Here is a 21,592-nt window from a genome sequence, read left to right as displayed (position 1 = left end):
TCATCCCGCCTCAAGGCCGCGTCGGCCCAAAGCGAGGCGACCACCGAGAGCAAGAGGGTGGTCTTACCGGTCCCCGGCGGGCCATTCACCGTAACGACCTCGCCCTGTCTGGCCGCCAGGAGATGCGCCAGGGCGCCGCGTTGCGCCCTGGCAAGCGGGTAGCGGGGGCTGGCATGGCCCAGGCGGGTGGAGAAGCCGGCGCTGTCGGGCAAGCATGGCTCGATCGGCGGCGAAGACGACGCAGCGAAATTTTCGAACAGAGGCGAGATCCGGCGCCTCCTCGCGCAGCCGGTCGTATAGGGCGACGATATGCTGGCTGGCGCCCTTGGCGCCCTGGGCGAGCTCCAGGAAACCGTAGTCCATTCGTTCGAAGCGGTCGTCGTGGGCGAGGTCCGGACACACCGCCTTGATCAGCTGGGCGCAGAACTCACGATAGGACTGCCAATCGCGGGACGCGCTGTTGGCGTCGTCCTCCCCGGTCAGGAAAGCATCCAACGCGTCAACTGCGCCGATGGTCAGCCCCCCGCCCCCCATGGGCTCAAGGAGATCACGAGGCGTCGCCGTTCCGGGCCCGAGCTCCAGCCGACCATCTCGGAAGACGGTGGCGGGGGTGGCGATGGGCGTCAGGACATCCGGCAGGCCGACTCTGGCTCTGCCATGTTCGCTCCGTGATCGATAGGCGAGCGGCCGAAGCACGACGCCGAGGCTTTCTGCTTCCCGATTGTCGCCTTGAAACAACGCCTTCAGGATACCCTCGCCGAGGCGCCCCCTCGCGAGCGCCTCGGCGTCAATGCGCTGGAAGGCCTCGACCTCGCGAGAGCGAAAGGCTCCGCGTCCCAGTTCTGCATCAGCAAGCGTATTGCGCCAGTAGCTGGCGTAGGCCAGGGCCATAGGGATCATCATGCGGTAGCTGACCACCTCACCATCCAGATCGCAAGCCGCCGTCTGTTGGTGCTTCCAACCGCCTTGATCGATTGGCGCCAAATCATCGTCTGCCGCCCCGCTTGACTCCCTCCCGGGGTCAGGGCGCATATAAGAACATATGAGGAACATTCATTCTCAGCCTGACGCTCTGGCGGCGCTGAAGACTCGCCTGGAGGCCCTGGATCGGGCGGGCGGTCGTCGCGTCGACGCGGGCGTGCGCGCGGGAAGCAACGACGCATTTGCGCCGTTGGCCACGGGCGTTCTGCATGATCTTTATGCCGCTGCCCCTGCCGACGCGGTGGCGGTCAACGCCTTCGGTCTGGGCATGGCGCTACGGGCGGCGGCGGGGCGGCCCATCGTCTGGGGTCTGCATGAGATGATGGCCCAGGAGGCGGGACGGCCACATGGTCTGGGCCTGCATGAGATGGGCCTGTCGCCGCGCGACCTGCTGCTGGTGCGGACGCGCGACGTTCAGACCCTGTTGGCCGTCGGCGAAGAAGCCCTGCGCAGTCCCGCCGTGGGCGCCGTGCTGTTGAGCGCCTGGAGCGAGGCCAAGGCCTTCAGCCTGACGGCCAGCCGGCGACTGGCTCTGGCCGCCGAGACGGGCGGCGCGACCCTGTTCCTGGCGCGGGCAGGCGCCCTGCCCTGCCCCAGCGCGGCCGAGACCCGATGGTCGGTAGCGTCCTGCGCGTCAGAACCTCTGGAAGGCGGAGCGCCGGGACGGCCGTCTTTTTCCGCGACCCTGCTGCGGCGGCGCGGCGGCGGGGGGACCGGAACCTGGATCATGGAGTGGGATCGTGAACAGCGAACCTTCCGACCGCCCGCGCCGCTATCTGGCGGTCTGGTTCCCCTGGCTGCCCAGCGACCGGCTGCGGCGTCAGGAGCGGCGGGACGACGCGCCGCCTGAGGATGCGCCGCCCGTCGTCCTGGCCGAGATGATCAAGGGCGCGCTGCGGCTGGCGGCCGTCGATCCGGCCGCGGCGCGAGCGGGACTGACCCCCGGCCTGGCCCTGGCCGATGCGCAGGCGCGGACCCCCGCCCTGCGCGTCGTCGCCCATCGAGCGGATCTCGACGACGCCCTGCTGACGCGGGTGCTGGAGGATTTCGGTCGCTTCACCCCCATGATCGCGCTGGACCCGCCGCACGGTCTGATGCTGGACGTGACCGGCTGCGCCCACCTGTTCGGCGGCGAGACGGGCCTGATGCAGACGGTTCAGGCGCGGGCCGAACGCGCCGGATTTCAGACGCGATGCGCCCTGGCCGCCACGCCCCAGGTCGCTCGCGCCCTGGCTCGCTTCGGCTCCGGCGGTCGGTTCGAGCCCGGCCAGGACCGCGCCGCTGCGCGCCGCCTGCCGGTCGCCGCCCTGGAGCTTTCGGACAAGGAGGACGAGGCTCTGCGTCGCCTGGGCCTGAAACGGCTGGCCGATCTGGACGACCGGCCCCGCGCGCCCCTGGCCGCCCGTTTCGGCGCCGACTTCCCGACCCGACTGGCGCGGGTTCTGGGCGACGAAGACATGCGCATCACCCCGCATCGCCCGGCCGCCCCCGTAGTCGTCGACCGCGTCTTCTTCGAGCCCATCTCGGCGCCCGAGGACGTGGAGCGGGTCTTGTCCGATCTGCTGGTCGAGACCATTGACCGGCTGGATCAGACCGGTCTCGGCGGCCGCGCCTTCGAGACCGGCTTCTATCGCGTGGACGGCGAGACGCGCCGCATCGTCGTCCGCACCGGCCGTCCGACCCGCGACGCCCCCGCGACCCTGCGGCTGTTCCGCGAGCGGATGGCGGCCCTGGCCGCCCCGCTGGACCCCGGCTTCGGCTTCGACCAGATGCGGATGTCCGTGCCCTGGACCCAGGCTTTGGCGCCGACCCAGCAAGGGCTGGAGCGCGAGACGCCCGGCGAGGAGGCCTTCAGCCGCCTGGTCGACCGGCTGACCGCGCGTCTGGGGCCGGAGGCGGTGCTGCGCTTCGAACCCTTCGCCTCGCACATTCCCGAACGCGCCGCGCGGCTGGTCCCGGCCGCCGCTCGTCATGGCGACGAGACCTGGACCGATCTTGATCCCGACGATCCGCCCTTGCGGCCGCTGCAGATGTTCGACCCGCCTCAACCTATCGAAACCCTGGCGGAGGTGCCCGACGGCTATCCCCTGAAATTCCGCTGGCGCCGCGTCCTGCATGAAGTGACGCGCGCCGAAGGGCCCGAGCGGATCAGCGGCGAATGGTGGCGCGCCCCGAATCAGCGCACCCGCGACTACTACCGGGTCGAGGACCGGGACGGCCGCCGCTTCTGGCTGTTCCGCCAGGGCCTCTATGGCGAGACGCTCGAGCCGCGCTGGTTCATCCACGGCCTGTTCGCATGAGGAGGCTCGACCCTTGCGGCGACTACGCCGAGTTGGCGACGGCCAGCAACTTCTCCTTCCTGCGCGGCGCCTCGCATCCCAAGGACCTGGTGCTGACGGCGATCCAGCGCGGCCACGCCGGACTGGGGCTGGCCGATCGCAACACCGTGGCGGGCGTGGTGCGGGCCTGGAGCGCGCTGAAGGAGATACGTGTCGAGGGCCTGGCCCCGCCGGACAGGATGCGCGACGGCGGCAGTCCCGGCGAGATCGCCTTCATCGAGGACCCGCTGAACGATCCGGCCCTGTCCGAGGAGGTGAAGCGCCGCGCGGCGGACTTCCGCCTGCTGACCGGGGCGCGGCTGGTCTTCAACGACGGGACGCCGGACGTCATCGCCTATCCGGAGACGCGGGCGGGTTGGGGGCGGCTGACGCGCCTGCTGACCCTGGGCAATCGCCGCGCGAAGAAGGGCGAATGCGAGATCGGCCTGCGGGACCTGCTGGCCGATCCCGAAGGCCTGCTGCTGATCCTCGTCCCGCCGGACCGGCTGACGGGGCTGGAAGAGGTGCTGGCCCGCATGACCGCGGCGACGCCGGGCGCGGTCTGGCTGGGCGCCGCCCTGCACAGGCGCGGCGACGACCGACGCCGACTGGCCCGGCTCAAGGGCATGGCGGAGCGGGTGGAGGTTCCCCTGCTGGCGCTCAACGACGTCCTCTACGCCGCCCCCGAGGACCGCGACCTGCAGGACGTCCTGACCTGTATCCGCGAAGGCGCGACCATCGAAGCCGCCGGCCGTCGACTGGAGGCCAACGCTGAACGCTGGCTGAAACCCGTGGGCGAGATGGTCCGCCTGTTCCGGGACGCGCCAGAGACGGTGGCCGAGACGACCGCCCTCCTGTCACGTGCGACCTTCGACCTGAGCGACCTGACCTACAACTATCCGCAGGAGCCTACGCCGCCCGGCAAGACCTCTCAGGAATGGCTGGAGTATCTCACCTGGCGCAATGCCGACTCCAAGTACCCGGATGGTGTTCCCGACAGCGTTCGGACGACCCTGGAAAGGGAGCTGGCCTTCATCAAGGATGCTGATTACGCCCCCTATTTCCTGACCATCCGAGACATCGTCCAAAAGGCTGAAGAACTGGGAATCCTCTGTCAGGGGCGTGGATCGGCGGCCAATTCCGCGGTCTGCTACGTGCTCGGCGTCACCTCGGTCGACCCCGCCAAACATGATCTGCTGTTCGAACGCTTCTTGTCCACGAGCAGAGGCGAGCCGCCCGACATCGATGTCGACTTCGAGCATGCGCGGCGCGAAGAGATCATCCAGTATCTCTATGAAAAATATGGTCGACATCGCGCCGGCATCGCCGCCACGGTTATCTGTTATCGTCCCCGCAGCGCCATCCGCGAAGTGGGCAAGGTCCTGGGCCTGACCGAGGACATCACCGCCCGCCTGGCCTCGACGCAATGGGGAAGCTGGGGCTCTGAAATCAGCGCTCGTCAGATCGAACAAGCCGGTCTGGATCCCGCCAATCCGATGATCGGCCGCGCCGTCGTCATGGCCTCACGCCTTCTGGGCTTTCCGCGCCACCTGTCCCAACACGTCGGCGGCTTCGTCCTGACCCAGGATCGGCTGGACGAGATGGTCCCCATCGGCAACGCCGCCATGCCGGACCGCACCTTCATCGAGTGGGACAAAGACGACATCGACGCGCTTCACTTGATGAAGGTCGATGTGCTGGCCCTGGGCATGCTGACCTGCATCCGGAAAGCCTTCAACCTGATCCAGGCTCACCAGAAGCAGACCTACCTGCTGCACACCGTTCCGGACGAACAGGCGGACGTGTACGCGATGCTCCAGAAGGGTCAGTCCATCGGCGTCTTCCAGGTCGAGAGCCGAGCCCAGATCAACATGCTGCCGCGCCTGAGACCCAAGAATTTCTACGACCTGGCCATCCAGGTGGCGATCGTCCGGCCCGGGCCGATCCAGGGCGACATGGTGCATCCCTATCTGCGGCGACGCAGCGGCCTGGAAAAGGTTCATTATCCTTCGCCTGGCCGCCTCTACGGTCCGCCCGACGAGCTGAAGAAGGTGCTCCGCCGGACTCTGGGCGTGCCCCTGTTTCAGGAGCAGGCGATGAAGATCGCCATGGTCGCCGCGCGCTTCACTCCCGACGAGGCCAACGGCCTGCGCAAGGCCATGGGAACATTCAAGGGAGACGGCGACCTTCAGCGCTTTGAAGGCAAGATGGTCAACCAGATGATCGCGCGTGGCTATGAGCCCGATTTCGCGCGGCGCTGCTTCGAGCAGATCAAGGGCTTCGGCTCCTACGGCTTTCCCGAGAGCCACGCCGTTTCCTTCGCCAGGCTGGTCTATATTTCCTCCTATCTGAAGAAACGCCACCCCGCGGCCTTCGCCTGCGCCCTGTTGAACAGCCAGCCCATGGGCTTCTACGCCCCCGCCCAGATCGTGCGCGAGGCGCAGGAGGTAGGCGGCGTCGAGGTGCGCCCCATCGACGTCTCGCACAGCGACTGGGACAACAGTCTGGAAGGGCCTGAGAAAGCGCCCATCCTGCGTCTGGGCCTGCGCCAGATCGACGGCTTCAGGGAGGAGTGGGCCAAGGCCCTGTCGGCGACGCGGGCCGAGGCGCCCTTCGCCGATATCGAAACCCTGGCCCGGCGCGCCGAACTGCCCGCCGCCGCCATGCGCAAGCTGGCCGACGCCGACGCCTTCCGCTCCCTGGGCCAGGACCGTCGCGAGGCCCTGTGGGCGGTGCGGCGCCTGCCCGACGACGATCCTCTGCCCCTGTTCGCCGCCGCCGAGGCGCGCGAACGCGGCGCCCGCGAACTGGGCGCCGAGCCCGACGCTCGTCTGCCCACGATGCCGCTGGGCGAGCACGTCGCCGCCGACTATCAGACCGCGCGCCTGTCGCTGAAGGCCCACCCCATGGCCATCCTGCGTCCCGTCTTCGCCGCCGACCGGGTGCTGACCTGCGCGGCCGCCGAAGCCAAGCGCGGCGGCTCCCTCGTACGGGTCGCCGGCGTGGTCCTGGTGCGTCAGCGGCCGGGCAAGGGGAACGCCGTCTTCGTGACCCTGGAGGACGAGACCGGCATCACCAACGTCGTCCTGTGGGCGCGGATGCTGGACCAGTTCCGCCGCGAGGTCATGGCCGCCCGCCTGATGCAGGTCGAAGGCGTCGTCGAGAAAAGTCCCGAAGGCGTGGTCCACGTCGTCGCCCGCCGCGTCATCGACCGCAGCGCCGAACTGTCCCGCCTGTCAGAGGACCATGAGACCGACATCCAGCTCGCCCGCGCCGATGTCGTCGCTAACCCGCAACCGCCGCGCCACCCGCCACACCGGCATCCGCGCGACGTGCGCATCCTGCCGGGATCGCGGGATTTCCACTAGCCGCCGTAAGCGGGCCTGCCAATCGGACATCAAGACCCTAGCCTCGCCGTTCCCAAGCCTCTAGGCGACCCGGGCGGCCGTGGGCGGCGCCTGCCGCAGCGCCAGTTCCGCCTTTTCAGGCCGGATATAGATCGAGGTGAGCTGCGGATACCGCTGCTTCAATTCGGTTTCGAGCGCCTCGATGAGGGTCTCGGCCTCCCCCATCGCCAGGCCGTCCTCGAAGTCAGCGCTGACCGCGACGAACACCGCGTCCGGCGAGGTATGGATGGTGCGCACATGGTTCACCGCCGCCACGCCGGGGCTTCGCTCTACGGCGGCCCAGATGCCGCGGACCAGTTCCGGGTCGGCGCTTTCTCCGATCAGCAGCCCTTTGGCCTCGCGGGCCAGGAGGACGGCGACCAGGGCGAGAATCAGGCCGATGGCGATCGAGGCGACGCCGTCGATGCGCGGCTCGCCCAGGGCATGGCTCGTCCATACGCCCAGCGCCGCGATGGCGAGGCCGAGAAGGGCGGCGCTGTCCTCGAACAGGACGATAAACCCCGCCGGATCCTTGGAGCGTCGCACCGCGCGCCACCAGCCGGCCCCCTGCCGCTTGGCGTTGAACGCTTTCACGGCGATGGCCCAGGAGCCGCCTTCGAGCAGGGCCGCCACCGCGAGAACCACATAGTTGATCCGCGGATCGCCCAGTGGCTCCGGATCTCGAATGTGGAGCCAGCCTTCATAGATGGACACGCCGGCGCCCACCGCGAAGATCAGGATGGCGACCACGAAGGCCCAGAAATAGAGCTCGCGTCCGTAGCCGAAGGGGTGAAGCCCATCCGCAGGGCGCTTCGCGCGATGCTGGCCGTAGAGCAAGAGGATCTGATTGCCGCTGTCGACGAGCGAATGCACGCCCTCGGTCAGCATGGAGGAGGAGCCGCTGATCGCCGAGGCGACGAACTTGGCGACGGCGATGCCGAGATTGGCGGCCAGCGCGCCGAGGAGGACGATGTTCTCCTTGAGGGGATGGATCTCGCCCGGCCCCTCCGGCCTGTCGCTCGCCCGGCTCACCGGCGGTCAGGCCCGCCGTGAGCGCCGCTTTCCATCGGGGAAGGCCCAAGCATCAGGTCGAACGCATCCGGCGCCGCCCTTAGGAGGCCGATGTCGCCGTCCGGGTGCGCGGGCGAGGGAATTTGAGCCACGACGACCTCCTTCCCGGGAGCAGCGCGCGTCGCGGAAAGGAGTTCCCCCAAGCCGCCGGTTCAGGCTGACCTCCAGGCGGCTTCGCGAGGGACGCCCCGTGTCGCTGCGTAGTTTGACTGAACCCCCTTCTGAACCGGAGCCTGTCATGTCCTTCCTTCGCCCCCTCGCCTTCCCCAGCCTAGCCGCCGCCGTCGCCCTGGCTTCTGTCGTCCTGACCCCTATCGCGGCTCAGGCGCACGCCCGCCTGGTCAGCGCCACCCCCGCCGCCAAGTCGACCGTCGCATCGCCGCGCACGGTGACCCTGACCTTCAGCGAGCGTGTGGCCCCGGCCTTTTCCAGCTTCGACGTGGTCAACGCCGCCGGGACGAAGGCGACGATCCGCACCGAGGTCAGCCAGGACGGCAAGACCATTACCGGCGCGCTGGCGCGTCCGCTGGCCGCCGGCGCCTATGTCGTCAACTGGCGCATCGCCTCCGTTGACGGCCACCGCATGACCGGCAGCTACGACTTCGTCGTCCGCTGAGATGATCGAGGTCTGGATCGTCATCCTGCGCGGCGTGCAATACGCCGCCGGCGCATTGCTGCTCGGCCTGCCCGCCTTCATGCTCTACAGCGCGCGAGCGATCGGGCCGCTAAATCTGCGCTGGCCGCGCCCCGCCCTGATCTGGGCGGCGGCCGCGCTGACGTTGGCCGCGCCCGCCGCCTTGCTGGCTCAGACCGCCATGATGGCCGGGTCGTTGAGCGAGGCCGTCAAACCCGCCTCGCTGAGCTTCATGATCACCGGCATGGGACTGGGCAAGGCCATGGTCGTGCGGACGCTGGCCGCCGTTCTGGCGCTGACGGCCGCCCTGCTGCTGCGACCGGGTCGTCTGATGTGGGGCGGGCTGACGCTGCTGGGCGTCATCATCTCGGCCAGCTTCGCCTGGACCGGCCACGGCGCGGCGACCGAAGGGTCAGGCCATGCGGTGCATCTGATCTCGGACATCGTCCACGCCGTCGCCGCCTCGGTCTGGATCGGCGCCCTGGCCGCCTTCGCCGTCCTGATCCTGCGTCAACCATCGGGCGACGCCGCCTGGGACGCAGGCGTGGCGCGCAGCCTGACCGGCTTCGCCGGGGTCGGCGCAGCGGCCGTCGGCGCCCTGGTCGTGACCGGCCTGATCAACAGCGCCTATCTGGTCGGCCTGTCCAGGGCGTTCAGCCTGGGCGACAGCCCCTATGGCGTCCTTCTGATGATCAAGCTGGCTCTATTCGGCCTGATGGTCGCCCTGGCGGCGGCTCACCGCTTCCGCCTGGCGCCCCTGATGACCAGGGACGCCGGCCAGGCCTTGCCGCACTTGAAAAAGAGCCTGGCGGTCGAATTCATCCTGGCCCTGACGATTCTGGCCGTAATCGCCGTCATGGGCGCCCTGCCGCCCCCAGCGGCGCTGTAACGACGTCTTCCTAGAGGGCGGCCTTGCGACGAGTCGCCCGCACCGCCCCCGCCGTCTTCAGGTCGCGCGCCAACCGGATCCACAACAGGATGAAGCCCGTCATCACCATGCTGAGCGTCAGCACGGTCAGGCCGACCAGCAACGGATGGTTGAAGTTGTCGCCGTCCTTGAAGTCGAGGATGTGGAGCCGCCAGAAGAAGTCATAGAAGCGCCAGACCGCCGAGCGCCGCGTGACCACCTCCCCCGTCTGCGGCGACAGATAGAAGGCCGTGCGTTCCGCATCATCGAAGTCCACACGCCAGATCGGCCCGTCGCGGCCGGTTTCCTTCGGCGCCTGATCCAGCAGGACGGCCGACCTGGGCGCCGCCTCGCCACGATAGGCTGCGGCGGCCAAGGCCGAGGCTTCGTCCGCCCTCATCCCCGCGAAAGGCCGGCCGGTCTCGGCGTCCAGGGTGACGAGCGCGCCCTCGACCGGCGTCATGATCCAGGCCGCGCCGCGCTGCGTCATCTTCAGTTCGGCCCGCACCGGCGTCACCCCGGAAAGGCGCGAAACCTCAGCCAACGGAAGAATTTGCTCCAGCGGCAGGGCGGCGGGCGTCGACGCCTTCAGCCGGTGCTCGCTGCGCACCGTTTCGATCGGGATCGCGGTCATGACCAGGCCGCCTCCGACCCAGAACAGCACCTGCAGGCCCACCACCAGGCCCACCCATTTGTGAATCTGGGTCGAGTAACGCAGAACCTTCATCGCTTTCCCTCAAGCTCAAGGCGCCGCGGCCGCAACGGCCGAATGAAACCTATACGCCTATCGACGCGCGCGCCCTCATGCGCTTTCAAGGGAAACAGCGACAGGCCGCGTATTCTCCGTTGAGGCCGCGAGGATTTTGCAATGACCGACGACATCGAGCGGATGCTGACGAGACCGCTTCCCGGCGACGACGACGCCCGACTGGCTGATCTGGAGGGGCGCGTCTGGCGCCGGATCGAGGAGCGCCAGGCGCAGCGCAGCGCAGGTCAGGTGCGGCTGGCGGTCATGGCTGTCGCCCTGCTGGTCGGCGTGACCAACGGCGGCGTCCTGGGACAGGCGTTCAAGCCGCGCCCCTCGGACATTCACGTCTTCAGCGTCTCGGCGGGGCTGTCGCCGATGACCAGCTTCGAGGTCGGCGGATGACGACCAACTGGAAGTCGATCGCCCTGACGGTCGTCCTGGCCGCCCTGGCCAGCGCCGGCGGCGCCTGGCTGGGCGCAGGCTGGATGATGAAGCAGCATGAGACCCCCGGCCTGCACGAGATCGTTCACCTGAAGCTCGACCTGACTGCGGACCAGGACGCCCGCCTGGATCAGATCGAGGCCGGATTCGCCGAACGACGCGAAACGCTGGAGGCCGACGTCCGCGCCGCCAATCGCGAACTGGCCAACGCGATCGCCGCCAGCCAGGGCGACAGCCCCGAGGTCCGCGCCGCGGTCGACCATTTCCACGACGCCATGGGCGCCTTGCAGAAGGCCACCATCGCCCATGTGTTCGAGATGCGCGCGGCCCTGACGCCGGAACAGGCCCGCGTCTTCGACAAGGAAATCGCCGGCGCTCTTACGCAAGAGCCTCGGTAAGGCCGAGGTGGCGGCCGACGACGACACAGACGAGGCGCGCGCCGCGCGCGGGGACCGCCAGGCCTTCTCCCGCCTGATGGCCGCGACCAGCGGCGACCTGCATCGCTTCGTTCGACGCTATGTCGGCGATGCGGACGAGGCTCACGACCTGCTGCAGGAGGCCTATGTCTCCGCCTGGCTGGCCATCCGGCGCTACGACCCGACCCGACCGTTCGCGACCTGGCTGCGCTCGATCGCCGTCAACAAATGCCGCGACTGGGGTCGCAAGCGCGCGGTGCGCCGCATCGTGCGCGGCGTTATGGGCCTCGACACGCCTGAAGCCATGGCTGTGGGCGAGGATGCGCCGGAAGCCGAAACCCGGCTGGACGACCTCCGCCGCATGGCCGCGATGGACCGCGCCCTGGCCGACCTGCCCGACCACCTCAAGGCGCCCCTGCTGCTGGCTTCGCTGGAGGGTCGCAGCCACGCCGAGATCGCCGAGGTGCTGGGCGTCACGCCCAAGACGGTGGAAACCCGCATCGCCCGCGCCCGGCAGAAGTTGAATCTGCGGCTTCTACGCTGAGGTCGGACCTGCGACGTCCTGACGCCATCTGTCGAATGAGGGATGACGGCCAGGGCCGCGTATTCCCGACGAACCCTCCTTTGCGCTCCGCCTCGCGGCGAGCGGCCTGCTCCGAGACCCTCATGGCGACAACATCACTGGACCGGCGAACCCTGTTGCGAGGCGCGGCCATGGGCGGCGGCATACTGGGCCTGCAGGGCCTGCTGCCCGCCTGGGCCCAGACCGGATCGCCGGGCCTGCGCGCCGACCTGCCGACGCTGACGGGGCCGAACATCGACCTGAGCGTGGGCCACGCCGACTTCACCGTCGGCGGCCGCACCGGCCACGCCTTCATGGTCAACGGCCTGCTGCCCGCGCCCCTGCTTCGTATGCGCGAAGGCCAGAACGTGCGCCTGTCGGTGACCAACCATCTGGAGGAGGACACCTCCATCCACTGGCACGGCCTGCTGCTGCCGTTCCAGATGGACGGCGTGCCGGGCGTCAGCTTCCCCGGCATCAAGCCGCACGAGACCTTCGTCTACGAGTTCCCGATCAAGCAGTCGGGCACCTATTGGTATCACAGCCATTCTGGGCTTCAGGAGGCCATGGGCCACTACGGCCCCATCGTCATCGACCCGGCCGGCGCCGACCCGATCGCCTATGACCGCGAGCACGTCCTGGTCCTGTCGGACTGGAGCTTCCTGCATCCGCACGACATCCTCGACAAGCTGAAGAAGAGCCCCGGCTACTTCAACCAGCAGAAGACGACCCTGGCGGGCCTGCTGGACGGTTCGGACCGCATGAGCCTGTCCGAACGGCGGATGTGGGGCTCGATGCGGATGGACCCGCGCGACATCCTCGACGTCAACGGCACGACCTACACCTATCTGGTCAACGGCCATGGCCCGGAAGAGAACTGGACCGGCCTGTTCCGGCCCGGCGAGCGCGTTCGCCTGCGCATCATCAACGCCTCGGCCATGTCGATCTTCAACGTTCGCATTCCCGGCCTGCCCATGACCGTGGTCCAGGCCGACGGCGAGCACGTCCGCCCGGTCGAGGTGGACGAGTTCCAGATTTCGGTGGCCGAGACCTATGACGTCATCGTCCGCCCGCTTGAGGATCGCGCCTACACCATCGTCTCCGAAGCCATAGACCGCTCGGGCATGGGTCGCGCCACCCTGGCCCCCCGCCTAGGCATGACGGCCGAGGTTCCGCCCCTGCGCCAGGTTCCGAACCTGACCATGAAGGACATGGGCATGGGCGGGAGCATGGGCGGCATGGATCACGGCTCAATGGCGGGGATGGATCATTCGGCCATGGGACATGGCCCCGCCGCCCCCATGGATCACGCAGGCATGGATCATGGCGGCATGAGCATGCGCGATCCGAACAACGCCCCGGCCGACATGGCGGTCGGCGTCGGCGTGGACATGATCTCGCCCGCCCCGTCCAACCGCCTGGCCGACCGGCCTCAGGGCCTGGAAGACGTCGACCACCGCGTGCTGGTCTACGCCGACCTGCGCGCCCTGACGCCGAACCGGGACCGCCGCGCGCCGTCGCGCACCATGGAAATCCACCTGACCGGCAATATGGAGCGGTTCATGTGGGGCTTTGACGGCCGCAAATTCTCGGAACTGGTCGAGCCTATCCGTTTCGAACTGAACGAGCGGGTGCGCGTGACCCTGGTCAACGACACCATGATGGCCCACCCCATCCACCTGCACGGCCACTTCTTCGAACTGGTCAACGGCCACGACGGCCATCAGCCGCTGAAGCACACGGTCAACGTCGCCCCCGGCGGCAAGGTCACCTTCGACCTGACCGCAGACGCGCCCGGCGACTGGGCCTTCCACTGTCACCTGCTGATGCACATGCACGCGGGCATGTTCAACGTCGTCACCGTTCGCCCGCTGGATGGAGCCGCCCGATGAGCCGCGCCCTTTTCGCCGCCGTCGCGGCTCTGCCCCTGATGATCTCGGCCGGATCCGCCGTCGCTCAGAACCATGCCGGTCATGCTCCCGCCGCGCCGCCGACACCTGCCGCCCAGACGCCCGCCGCCAAACCCGCGCCCGACTGTCCCATGATGCGCGACGGAAAGCCCTGCCCCATGCACGGCGCCGCCGCCTCCGACGCTCAGGCCGATCCGCACGCCGGTCATGACATGAGCGGCCATGCCGGACATGGCGCGGCTGCGTCCGATCCCCACGCCGGCCACGACATGGCCCAAACCCAGACCCAAGCCGCTCAAGCCGATCCGCATGCCGGTCACAACGCGGCCCCGACCGACCCCCACGCGGGTCACGACATGGCTCCAACTCCGGCGGCTCAGGCCGATCCGCACGCCGGGCATGGCGCTGCGCCCGCAGATCCGCATGCGGGTCACGACATGGGCGCCGCGCGCGGCGGGCCGAACATCCCGACCAGCGTGGACGCCGTCGGCGGCCGCATGGTCGAGACGCCGCCTCCGGCCGCCGCTCGCTCGGCTCCGGCCCACGCCGCCGACCTGCTGTTCGACCCCGCTATCATGACGGCGGCGCGCAAACAGCTTCTGGCCGAGAACGGCGACATCCGCTCGACGGCGGTGCTGATCGACTCCTTCGAGGCCGGGCTCGGCGACGGCGCCGACACCTACAGCTGGGGCGCCCAGGGCTGGACCGGCGGCGACATTAATCGCTTCTGGTGGAAGACCGAGGGCGAAGGCGAGATCGACGGCAAGCTGCACGAAGTCGAGGTCCAGGCCCTCTACAGCCGCGCCATCGCGCCCTTCTGGGACGTGCAGGCGGGCGTGCGCCAGGACTTCCGTCCGGATGGCGAGGACGCCACCCACCTGACCGTCGGCGTCCAGGGCGTCGCCCCCTATTGGTTCGAGATGGGCGCGGCCGCCTTCCTGTCGACCGAAGGCGACCTGACCGCCCGCGTCGAGGCCGAGTACGACCAGCGCATCACCCAGAAATGGATCCTGCAGCCGGCGATCGAGATGGCCTTGTCAGCCAGCGACATCCCGGAACTGGAGATCGGCTCGGGCCTGACTTCGGTCACGGCGGGGCTGCGTCTGCGCTATGAAATCCGCAAGGAGTTCGCCCCGTACGTCGGCGTCGAATGGAGCCGCTCGATGGGCGAGACCGCCGACTACGCCAGGGCCAGAGGCCAGGATCCGGAGGACACGCGCCTCGTCGTCGGCGTCAAGGCCTGGTTCTAAAGCCCTTCTCGCAGAATTTCAGGATCGGTTGGCGTGCTGGAGCATTGCTTCTCAGAAGGAGAGCGCCATGAACGACCACTCAGCACGCCCCGAACCGCACTACATCCTGATCGCCATTCTCGCCGCGCTGGTGATCGCGGACGTCGTCTTCATCGTCGAACTCGGATCCTACCTGCTGTTCTAAGCCCTCGCCCGACCCCGCTTGTCCCGCATGGCCGAACGGCGTCAGGCGAGGCGCGAAGATTAGCCGCATGACCGAGGCGGCCCGACATCCGTTCCCCCTCCATGTCCACGGGAGGATCAGAGGGATGATCGACTACAACGCCCCCATCTACGTCGAGTGGGACAACGCCCTTGAGGGCCTGCGCGCCGCGCATGAGGCGTACCGCCGCCAGTTGGACGAGCCGTCGGCCAAGACCCAGGCGCGCGCCACCCTGGCGGTTGCGCGAGAACGGTATGATCGCGCCCTGGAGAAGATCGTCTAGAGCCCGCCTGGCTTCGGCCCAACCGGAGCTCGGTTCGCGGCCTGTCGACCCGCCCGAATCCGTCGAAAACAAAGGGGATGTCGGGACAATTTAAGACTGTCCTAAAAAACCACCTTAAACGCTAGTTCCGGGGCACTAGCGAAGCCGCCGACCAAGCTAAGAGCGCCACTCAAAGATTTTTGCTAAACGTCCGCCGGAAATCAGCGAGCATCTCTTTAAAGTTCAAATAATAGGATGCAACTAGATCCAATAATCCCAGCGGGATGTAGAACAGCGCAAAAGCAGCGACGAACCAAGCCCAGGCAGCTGTGCTGACTGCCTTGCAAACGTGCCACCCCAAGAGCACCAAAAGCACGGGTAGAAGGATACGAGTGACCCTCTGCGCGACCCTCCAAGCAGCCACCCGGATTCGCACCAGATCTACGTTCTTCTTCTCAAATGAATTCGCCCCCTGACATTGCCAACTCGCCACGTAGTGGAACGCGCTCACAACGAGTAAGAAAGCAGCCACGTTGGCCGATGAACCTTTAGCAAATGCAGAGTCGGCCGCCCCCGCTTCCATCAGCACGCCAAAAGCGACGACCGCTCCTGTGGCTGCCGATAGCCCCTGGATCTTTACGTCCCTCAACGGCATGGGAAGTTGGTTCAGCATCTGCCGCCTCATTAAAAATTGAAGCGGGTCAGGTAACTGCAAAAGCTGAACAACAACCAAAATCTAGGCGATCAGTTCTTTGGCTGAATGCGAGTGGCGGGACGATGGATACGGACCCCCGCCCCTTCCGGCTCGCCCTTTACGTTGGCGAGCGCCTCGGTCAGACCGCGCATAATGCCTTCAAAATTATCGTCACGCCGTTGCTCGGGCGTTCGCTTGTCGGTCACGGCATGATCCATTCGAAAGTGGCGGCGCATTAGGAAAAATGAGAAGAGCATCTAAATCATATCAAGCATTGAAAATAAACGACACTCTGAATGCCGCCGCCGAAAGCGGCCTCAACATAAGGCTGCAGACCTAAGGCCGACATGTGTCTTCGTTGGAGCGCCGCGGTCGACAGTCCCGTCAAGCCATCACGCCAGCGTCGGAAGCAATGCTTGATGAATCCGAGGCTCGAGCTTGTTGGACAGAATTCGTTACACACACTCACGACGGCCTCATAAACACCAAGCGTGAGGAAGCTTCTTCCCTCGGAGATGGGCAATCTCCAAGTCGTTGCAGAGCCTTCGGCGGCCCCGGCATCTCCCAGACGCCCACAATCAACTGCCTGGATATCAGCGCTTGGAACACCCCGCCTCCTCGGAGATCCGCTCGGTTCCAGAAACCATTTTTGGATCTCTTCACACCCGCTTCGAGCATCATGAAGCGCGCCAGGATGGGCGGCATGGCGTAAAGCTCCGCCATCTCGCGCATGCTTATATAATTCGCTCCAAATTTCTCCACGGAGGACGAACGCGCCATCAGCGGATCGAGAGCAATCACGTCGATTTCTCCCATAGCGGCCAACCTGCTGACCTCCGCCGGATAGCAATTCAGATACGTCTCCACCTCAGTGCGAGTCATCGCCTCGGGGTAATGCGCCCCGAGGCACGCCGCCGAAGCGCTATAGACTTGGGGCATCCCGCAGACGCCCCTTCTCCGCATGTCCTCAACTAGAAACCTATGGATATGAAGGCGCCTGAAGTTCAGTCGAGCGCCTTCGAAGCACCGCAAGCCATACGGCAGTGATCCGCTTATTGCCGCGCGGATCACCGGCCCCCATGGCTTGTGGGAACCTCCGATGATCGTGAACGCCCTGGGAATAGAAATGAAACTCGACGTGGCGCGGGTACGGGATGAATATCTGGCGGAAGGACGCCACAATGTCCGCTACCCGTTTATTGGCAGCCGCCGACATGTCCTCGATCATTTCGCCGGTTTGAGGCGTCGCATCCAGGCACCCCATCATTCAAATTCCTTCCACGGCGCATCAGCAAGCCGGGATGAAAATGCAGGCGACGTATCGTTCGATTTCTCTTTTCTCGTCCTTACAATTTTCGGCCGAGATGGCGGTCTCGGCGGGCGAGAAGGCCGCACACTCCCGTCAGTCCGTTCCGAGGCCAACGCCACCTGCGGAATGATCGGCGCCAGGCCCATTGCAGCGCTGGAGGTGTACCGATGCCGGAGTGGACATCGAGGTGATAGACGGCCAGCGCCTCCCAGATGAGTTGCTCGACCTCCTGAACGGTCAGCACTGCCGTGGCTTGGGGGTCGTAACCAAGCTCACGCATGGCGTGGATGGGAAGTTTGGCGCCGGGAAGTTTCCGCACCAACAAGCTGTTTAGCGTGCGGAAAAAACGTTCGACGATCGCCTTGTGCTGGGGAGACGCCACCGGCGCCAGACGCAATGTCGTGCCCAGATCCGCCAGCGTGTGCTCCATCGCAACGCCGGCGAACTCCTTGCCATTGTCGACGATAATCTCGTCGAACCGGCCATAAATATTCACAAGGCTCTGAGGCGCGCCTCGCCGATCCTCGTAGACACTTTTGGGCAGGTTCCCTTAACGGCTAGTGCGGACTGCAGGACCGTTAGAAGGCCCCGGATCTTCCAAGGCGAGCCGGGCGAGCTCGGCATCGTCCACTGTGGGGAAAATACAACTCATCGTAGTTGCGCTCTCCAATGTCTAGATTTGGGCCATGTGCCAGTGTCCGCTGTTGGCGCGTTGCCGTCAGGCGATGTGTAGCCATTCGGCCGCACCGGCGCGAATCGCCCTGGTCAGGTCCTCGATCAGGCGGGTGGTGATGCGCAGGTGCTGCCAGAAAAGCGGCACGTCGACGATGACCCCGGGGGCAAGATCGACCAGGCGGCCTGACGTGATCAACGGAGCGGCCAGGCGTTCCGGAGTCAGGGACCAGGCGACGCCCGCCAGAGTGAAATCCAGAAACCCCTGGGTGGACGGCACCCAATGGGTCGGGCCTTCGATCAGGCTTCCAACGACCTTTTCGGTCCACTTGAGTTGCAGCCGATCACGCGGGCTGAAGCGGAGCACCGGCGCCTCCGCCAGCCGCGCCGCTGTCACGCCGTTCGGGAAATGATGATCGCGATAGTCTGGCGTCGCGGCGGCCACGTAGCGAAGCGAGCCTAGCGGGAGGGTCCGACAGCCTGCGACGGCCTTTCCTGTCGTCGTCACTGCGGCGATCACTTCTCCCGAACGCAGGCGCTCGGCAGTGTCGGCCTCGTCGTCGAGCACCAAAGACAGGGTGTTCGGCTGGTCTGCGGCGAAGCGGGCGGCCGCGCGCGGGAACCATGTGCCGAGGCTGTCGGCGTTGAGGGCGATCTTCAAGGTCGGACGCGCGCCGCCGAACGCGGCGGCCCAGACGGGATCGCCCGCCATCATGTCGTGCTCCAGAAGAGCCACCTGATCGAGGTGGGCCGCCAGCCGCGCTCCTGCCTCGGTCGGTCGGCATGGCGTCGCACGGATGACCAGGGGAAGGCCCAGGCGCTCCTCGAGGCCCTTCACGCGTTGCGACACCGCCGAGGGCGTGACCGACAGGGCTTCGGCGGCCGCATCGAATGATCCGGTGCGGATGACGGCGGCCAGGGCGGCGAGGGCGGGATAGTCTAGCATTAGGGCGGCTAATCTAACCTAAGCAAGATTAGTTCGGCTACAGCCTCATGCCATGCGATCAGCACCCCATGATCGTTTCCATTCTTCCGCCTCTGGCGAAGGGTTTCGCCCTGTCGGCCAGCCTGATCGTCTCCATCGGCGCTCAGAACATGTTCGTGCTGCGGCAGGGGCTGCGGCGCGAGCATGTCCTGCCGGTCGTCCTGTTCTGCGCCGTGGCGGATTCCGTTCTCGTCATCGCCGGCGTGAACGGCCTGGGCCGGTTGCTGGCGGCGGTTCCCGGCCTGTCGGCGGCGTTGAGCCTCGGCGGCGCCGCCTTCTTGACCTGGTACGCCGTCGGGGCCTTTCGACGGGCGATGCGCTCCGAGGCCTTGATCATTGAAGACGGCGCAAGTCTCTCGCTTGGGGTGGCGCTGGCGGCCACCGCCGCCTTCACCCTGTTGAACCCGCATGTCTATATCGACACCGTCATGTTGATGGGAGCGGTCGGGTCCAGCCTGCCTGACAGTGAGCGGCCGTTCTTCATCATCGGAGCCTCGACCTTCGCCGCCATCTGGTTCGCAGCCATCGGGTTTAGCGCGCGCTTTCTGGCGCCGCTCTTCGCCCGTCCGATCGCCTGGCGCGTGCTGGATGTCGTCACCGGCCTGATGATGTCCGTCATCGCCATTGTCCTGGTGCGCGGCGTCTTCGCCTGACGCCATTCCAGACCACGAGGTCCACATGAATCCGCCCGTCATCGCCCCGGAAATCTACGCCCTGCGCCCGGACTTCTCGGCGCTCAGCATCCTTGTCACAGGCGCGCGCAATGGTGCGAGCGATGCGTTTGGCGCGGAACAGTTGCGTCTAGCATGTGAGGCGCAGGAGCCTGAGTGGGCTGAGGCGCATCTGGAAGCCTGGCGGGACGCCTACCGCGCCTTCGGCGCCAAGCCTCAGCGGACGCCCTGTTCGGTCGAGGCCTTGCGCAAGCGGGCGCAGCGGGACGGGACCCTTTCGTCAGTGAACGCCGTCGTAGATCTCTACAATGCGGTCAGCCTTCGTTACGCCCTTCCGATCGGGGGCGAAGATGCGGACGCCTACGCCGGGACGCCGCGATTGGTGGTCGCGCAGGGCGGTGAGATTTTCGACACGGCCCAAAACGGCGAACCGAAGATCGAAATGATCGATCCCGGCGAGGTCATCTGGCGCGATGACCACGGCGCGACCTGCCGACGATGGAACTGGCGACAGGGCGTACGGACGCGGATTACCGACGATAGCACCGCCATGTGGTTTATCCTCGAACGCCTGGAGCCCATGCCGATACCGGCCCTGTTGCAGGCGGGCGACGATCTGATCGCCGGGCTGAAGCGTCTCAGTCCATCGCTGCAGGCGAGCAGTCTTCTGCTCCAGCGTCCCGACTGATCCGGTGGCTCGACACAAACTGAAGCCAAGCCTGATTTGAGCGGACCGCTGCGTCGGTCCTCACTGGGGCTATATTCTGGAGCAGAAGCATGGCGCTGTTTTCGGGCCTTTCGGCTTTTCCCATCACCCCGATGACGCCCGAAGGCGAGGTCATTGCGCCTGACCTGCAGCGGCTGGTCCGACGCATCGAAGCGGGCGGCGCCGATTCCATCGGCCTGCTCGGCAGTACCGGGACCTATATGTTCCTGAGCCGCGCCCAGCGCCGACGCGCCGTGGCGGCGGCCGTTGAAGCCGTCGCCTCAATCCCGATCATCGTCGGCGTCGGCGCCATGAGGACGGACGAGGCTCAGGCTTTAGCGCGCGATGCGGCAGGGGAGGGCGCGTCCGGCCTGCTCCTGGCGCCGGTCAGCTATACCCCGCTGACGGAGGAGGAGGTCTTTCAGCACTTCCTCGCCGTGGCCTCGGCCACGGACCTGCCGCTATGCATCTACAGCAATCCGGGCACGACCAACTTCATCTTCAGGCCGGAACTGGTCGCGCGTCTGGCGGCGATCCCGACCGTGGCCGCGATCAAGCTGCCGCTGCCGGCCTCCGGCGACATCGTCTCCGATCTGGCGGCCTTCCGGCAGGCGGCGCCGAGCCTGTCCATCGGGTACAGCGGCGACTGGGGCTGCAAGGCGGCGCTCCTAGCGGGCGCTGACTGCTGGTACAGCGTGGCTGGCGGGCTGTTTCCAGAACAGGCCGCTGCACTCGCGGTCGCGGCGGTCAAAGGCGATCGCGAAGCAGCGGACCGATGCGACGCTGTCTTTGCCGGCCTGTGGGATCTGTTCCGCGCGCACGGCAGTCTTAGGCTGATGTACGCGGCGGCGAACATGCTGGGCTTGACCAAAGCGTCGCCGCCGAAACCGCTCCTGGAACCCGATGGAATGCTGAAGGCTAGTCTAGCGAAGGCATTGCCGCTCTGAGACGCAGGGGCGGCGTTGGGTTCCGGCGATGAAGCCAAGGACCGCTTCTGGCGCATTCCGCCCAAATGCGTTGCAACTCGCCAAGTTAAGACTGTCGCGTCCCGCGAGCCCCATATGCGGATTTATTCCGTTGTTATTAAAGGCATTTTCCAGGACGCTAGGACAGTCTTAGCTGGTCTAGGACAGTCTTAGCTTGGAAACAGGACAGTCTTAAGTTGTCCCGACAGGGGAATGGCGACCCCGGGAGGACTCCAACCTCCGACCTCGGCTTTAGGAAAGCCTTGCTCTATGCAGCTGAGCTACGGGGCCACGGCGCACTGCCTAAAGGAGGTTGCCGCCGCAGGGAAGCCCTCAGGGAGACTTGGCGAGCGCCAAGGCGCCCTCACCGGTTTCGTCTTGTGGTTAAAGGCCGTTAAGCTACAATCCCTAGTAGGGAACAAAGCCTGAATCGGTGAACGTCGCTGATTCGGTCATGATTCGTTTCGCCCGTGTTCCAGGCGCCGGTAAGGTTCCGCTTACC

22 protein-coding genes, 1 tRNA gene and 1 pseudogene are annotated in these 21,592 nt (G+C 66.7%); 14 read left to right on the top strand and 10 right to left on the bottom strand.

Features of this window, described 5'->3' with window-relative positions; translation table 11 throughout:
• Positions 1-2: 2 nt before the first annotated feature.
• Positions 3-119, bottom strand: a pseudogene (locus AC52GN_RS01280) (hypothetical protein); the annotation flags it as partial.
• The gene (locus AC52GN_RS01275; protein ID WP_496527932.1) at positions 64-984 is read right to left on the bottom strand and encodes a hypothetical protein; all 921 of its coding nucleotides are present in this window, start codon (positions 982-984) and stop codon (positions 64-66) included. The gene AC52GN_RS01275 and the pseudogene AC52GN_RS01280, both read right to left, overlap by 56 nt.
• Before the next feature lie 58 nt (positions 985-1,042).
• Between AC52GN_RS01275 and AC52GN_RS01270 the strand changes: the two genes are divergently transcribed.
• The 3 genes from AC52GN_RS01270 to AC52GN_RS01260 are packed head-to-tail and all read left to right on the top strand — an operon-like array spanning position 1,043 to position 6,667.
• Complete coding sequence (locus AC52GN_RS01270) at positions 1,043-1,831, top strand: ImuA family protein (protein ID WP_496527931.1); 789 nt, start codon at positions 1,043-1,045, stop codon at positions 1,829-1,831.
• Positions 1,722-3,281 carry a Y-family DNA polymerase gene (locus AC52GN_RS01265; RefSeq protein ID WP_496527930.1) on the top strand — a complete coding sequence of 520 codons (1,560 nt, stop codon included), beginning with the start codon at positions 1,722-1,724 and terminating at the stop codon, positions 3,279-3,281. Before AC52GN_RS01270 ends, AC52GN_RS01265 begins: the two co-directional genes overlap by 110 nt.
• Positions 3,278-6,667: an error-prone DNA polymerase gene (locus AC52GN_RS01260; protein WP_496527929.1), complete on the top strand. Its 3,390-nt coding sequence runs from the start codon at positions 3,278-3,280 to the stop codon at positions 6,665-6,667. Before AC52GN_RS01265 ends, AC52GN_RS01260 begins: the two co-directional genes overlap by 4 nt.
• Before the next feature lie 60 nt (positions 6,668-6,727).
• Here AC52GN_RS01260 and AC52GN_RS01255 read toward each other — a convergent pair whose 3' ends face one another.
• Complete coding sequence (locus AC52GN_RS01255; protein WP_496527928.1) at positions 6,728-7,717, bottom strand: cation diffusion facilitator family transporter; 990 nt, start codon at positions 7,715-7,717, stop codon at positions 6,728-6,730.
• A gap of 277 nt (positions 7,718-7,994) precedes the next feature.
• On the opposite strand from AC52GN_RS01255, the gene copC reads away from it, so the two are divergent.
• Positions 7,995-8,372, top strand: a complete 378-nt coding sequence (copC, locus tag AC52GN_RS01250; protein ID WP_496527927.1) for a copper homeostasis periplasmic binding protein CopC — start codon at positions 7,995-7,997, stop codon at positions 8,370-8,372.
• A 1-nt stretch (position 8,373) separates the two neighbouring features.
• Positions 8,374-9,279, top strand: coding sequence for a copper homeostasis membrane protein CopD (gene copD, locus AC52GN_RS01245; protein WP_496527926.1), 906 nt, complete (start codon positions 8,374-8,376; stop codon positions 9,277-9,279).
• A gap of 10 nt (positions 9,280-9,289) precedes the next feature.
• On the opposite strand, the gene AC52GN_RS01240 is transcribed toward copD, so the two are convergent.
• Positions 9,290-10,024: a PepSY domain-containing protein gene (locus AC52GN_RS01240; RefSeq protein WP_496527925.1), complete on the bottom strand. Its 735-nt coding sequence runs from the start codon at positions 10,022-10,024 to the stop codon at positions 9,290-9,292.
• 141 nt (positions 10,025-10,165) lie between these two features.
• Between AC52GN_RS01240 and AC52GN_RS01235 the strand changes: the two genes are divergently transcribed.
• From AC52GN_RS01235 to AC52GN_RS01210, 6 genes are all read left to right on the top strand, one after another.
• On the top strand, positions 10,166-10,447 hold the full coding sequence (locus tag AC52GN_RS01235; RefSeq protein ID WP_291779018.1) for a hypothetical protein: 282 nt from the start codon (positions 10,166-10,168) through the stop codon (positions 10,445-10,447).
• Complete coding sequence (locus AC52GN_RS01230; protein ID WP_496527924.1) at positions 10,444-10,884, top strand: Spy/CpxP family protein refolding chaperone; 441 nt, start codon at positions 10,444-10,446, stop codon at positions 10,882-10,884. The genes AC52GN_RS01235 and AC52GN_RS01230 overlap by 4 nt, the downstream gene beginning before the upstream one ends.
• A gap of 7 nt (positions 10,885-10,891) precedes the next feature.
• Complete coding sequence (locus AC52GN_RS01225) at positions 10,892-11,446, top strand: RNA polymerase sigma factor (RefSeq protein WP_453989662.1); 555 nt, start codon at positions 10,892-10,894, stop codon at positions 11,444-11,446.
• 122 nt (positions 11,447-11,568) lie between these two features.
• The gene (locus AC52GN_RS01220) at positions 11,569-13,356 is read left to right on the top strand and encodes a copper resistance system multicopper oxidase (protein WP_496527923.1); all 1,788 of its coding nucleotides are present in this window, start codon (positions 11,569-11,571) and stop codon (positions 13,354-13,356) included.
• Positions 13,353-14,624, top strand: a complete 1,272-nt coding sequence (locus tag AC52GN_RS01215) for a copper resistance protein B (RefSeq protein ID WP_496527922.1) — start codon at positions 13,353-13,355, stop codon at positions 14,622-14,624. Before AC52GN_RS01220 ends, AC52GN_RS01215 begins: the two co-directional genes overlap by 4 nt.
• A 308-nt stretch (positions 14,625-14,932) precedes the next feature.
• On the top strand, positions 14,933-15,109 hold the full coding sequence (locus tag AC52GN_RS01210; protein WP_312218230.1) for a hypothetical protein: 177 nt from the start codon (positions 14,933-14,935) through the stop codon (positions 15,107-15,109).
• A 169-nt stretch (positions 15,110-15,278) separates the two neighbouring features.
• Here the strand turns inward: AC52GN_RS01210 and AC52GN_RS01205 are convergent, their stop codons facing one another.
• From AC52GN_RS01205 to AC52GN_RS01185, 5 genes are all read right to left on the bottom strand, one after another.
• The gene (locus tag AC52GN_RS01205; RefSeq protein WP_496527921.1) at positions 15,279-15,761 is read right to left on the bottom strand and encodes a hypothetical protein; all 483 of its coding nucleotides are present in this window, start codon (positions 15,759-15,761) and stop codon (positions 15,279-15,281) included.
• 71 nt (positions 15,762-15,832) lie between these two features.
• Positions 15,833-15,988: a hypothetical protein gene (locus AC52GN_RS01200; RefSeq protein ID WP_496527920.1), complete on the bottom strand. Its 156-nt coding sequence runs from the start codon at positions 15,986-15,988 to the stop codon at positions 15,833-15,835.
• 259 nt (positions 15,989-16,247) lie between these two features.
• Positions 16,248-16,664 carry a hypothetical protein gene (locus AC52GN_RS01195; protein WP_496527919.1) on the bottom strand — a complete coding sequence of 139 codons (417 nt, stop codon included), beginning with the start codon at positions 16,662-16,664 and terminating at the stop codon, positions 16,248-16,250.
• A gap of 464 nt (positions 16,665-17,128) precedes the next feature.
• Positions 17,129-17,635, bottom strand: a complete 507-nt coding sequence (locus AC52GN_RS01190; protein ID WP_496528830.1) for a TnsB C-terminal domain-containing protein — start codon at positions 17,633-17,635, stop codon at positions 17,129-17,131.
• A 174-nt stretch (positions 17,636-17,809) separates the two neighbouring features.
• Positions 17,810-18,709, bottom strand: coding sequence for a LysR family transcriptional regulator ArgP (locus AC52GN_RS01185; RefSeq protein ID WP_496527918.1), 900 nt, complete (start codon positions 18,707-18,709; stop codon positions 17,810-17,812).
• Positions 18,710-18,777: 68 nt separating this feature from the next.
• Between AC52GN_RS01185 and AC52GN_RS01180 the strand changes: the two genes are divergently transcribed.
• The 3 genes from AC52GN_RS01180 to AC52GN_RS01170 all read left to right on the top strand — a co-directional run bounded on the left by AC52GN_RS01180 (position 18,778) and on the right by AC52GN_RS01170 (position 21,072).
• On the top strand, positions 18,778-19,401 hold the full coding sequence (locus AC52GN_RS01180) for a LysE/ArgO family amino acid transporter (protein ID WP_496527917.1): 624 nt from the start codon (positions 18,778-18,780) through the stop codon (positions 19,399-19,401).
• A 25-nt stretch (positions 19,402-19,426) separates the two neighbouring features.
• Positions 19,427-20,107 carry a B3/B4 domain-containing protein gene (locus AC52GN_RS01175; RefSeq protein WP_496527916.1) on the top strand — a complete coding sequence of 227 codons (681 nt, stop codon included), beginning with the start codon at positions 19,427-19,429 and terminating at the stop codon, positions 20,105-20,107.
• Positions 20,108-20,196: 89 nt separating this feature from the next.
• Positions 20,197-21,072, top strand: coding sequence for a dihydrodipicolinate synthase family protein (locus tag AC52GN_RS01170; protein WP_496527915.1), 876 nt, complete (start codon positions 20,197-20,199; stop codon positions 21,070-21,072).
• Positions 21,073-21,304: 232 nt separating this feature from the next.
• Here the strand turns inward: AC52GN_RS01170 and AC52GN_RS01165 are convergent.
• Positions 21,305-21,381, bottom strand: a tRNA-Arg gene (locus tag AC52GN_RS01165).
• Positions 21,382-21,592: the final 211 nt, after the last annotated feature.

The sequence above is a fragment of the Brevundimonas sp. SS2672 genome (assembly GCF_059579685.1).
The sequence above is the reverse complement of the archived record's forward strand: the minus strand, read 5'-3'. Positions and strand labels throughout refer to the sequence as shown.

Bases quoted from the DNA above. Each gene is read 5' to 3' on its own strand.
- AC52GN_RS01175 (WP_496527916.1), top strand. From the start codon at position 19,427: ATGAATCCGCCCGTCATCGCCCCGGAAATCTACGCCCTGCGCCCGGAC.
- AC52GN_RS01185 (WP_496527918.1), bottom strand. From the start codon at position 18,709: ATGCTAGACTATCCCGCCCTCGCCGCCCTGGCCGCCGTCATCCGCACC.
- AC52GN_RS01260 (WP_496527929.1), top strand. From the start codon at position 3,278: ATGAGGAGGCTCGACCCTTGCGGCGACTACGCCGAGTTGGCGACGGCC.
- AC52GN_RS01215 (WP_496527922.1), top strand. From the start codon at position 13,353: ATGAGCCGCGCCCTTTTCGCCGCCGTCGCGGCTCTGCCCCTGATGATC.
- AC52GN_RS01205 (WP_496527921.1), bottom strand. From the start codon at position 15,761: ATGCTGAACCAACTTCCCATGCCGTTGAGGGACGTAAAGATCCAGGGG.
- copD (WP_496527926.1), top strand. From the start codon at position 8,374: ATGATCGAGGTCTGGATCGTCATCCTGCGCGGCGTGCAATACGCCGCC.
- copC (WP_496527927.1), top strand. From the start codon at position 7,995: ATGTCCTTCCTTCGCCCCCTCGCCTTCCCCAGCCTAGCCGCCGCCGTC.
- AC52GN_RS01240 (WP_496527925.1), bottom strand. From the start codon at position 10,024: ATGAAGGTTCTGCGTTACTCGACCCAGATTCACAAATGGGTGGGCCTG.
- AC52GN_RS01220 (WP_496527923.1), top strand. From the start codon at position 11,569: ATGGCGACAACATCACTGGACCGGCGAACCCTGTTGCGAGGCGCGGCC.
- AC52GN_RS01170 (WP_496527915.1), top strand. From the start codon at position 20,197: ATGGCGCTGTTTTCGGGCCTTTCGGCTTTTCCCATCACCCCGATGACG.
- AC52GN_RS01230 (WP_496527924.1), top strand. From the start codon at position 10,444: ATGACGACCAACTGGAAGTCGATCGCCCTGACGGTCGTCCTGGCCGCC.
- AC52GN_RS01180 (WP_496527917.1), top strand. From the start codon at position 18,778: ATGATCGTTTCCATTCTTCCGCCTCTGGCGAAGGGTTTCGCCCTGTCG.
- AC52GN_RS01210 (WP_312218230.1), top strand. From the start codon at position 14,933: ATGATCGACTACAACGCCCCCATCTACGTCGAGTGGGACAACGCCCTT.
- AC52GN_RS01195 (WP_496527919.1), bottom strand. From the start codon at position 16,664: ATGACTCGCACTGAGGTGGAGACGTATCTGAATTGCTATCCGGCGGAG.
- AC52GN_RS01235 (WP_291779018.1), top strand. From the start codon at position 10,166: ATGACCGACGACATCGAGCGGATGCTGACGAGACCGCTTCCCGGCGAC.
- AC52GN_RS01270 (WP_496527931.1), top strand. From the start codon at position 1,043: ATGAGGAACATTCATTCTCAGCCTGACGCTCTGGCGGCGCTGAAGACT.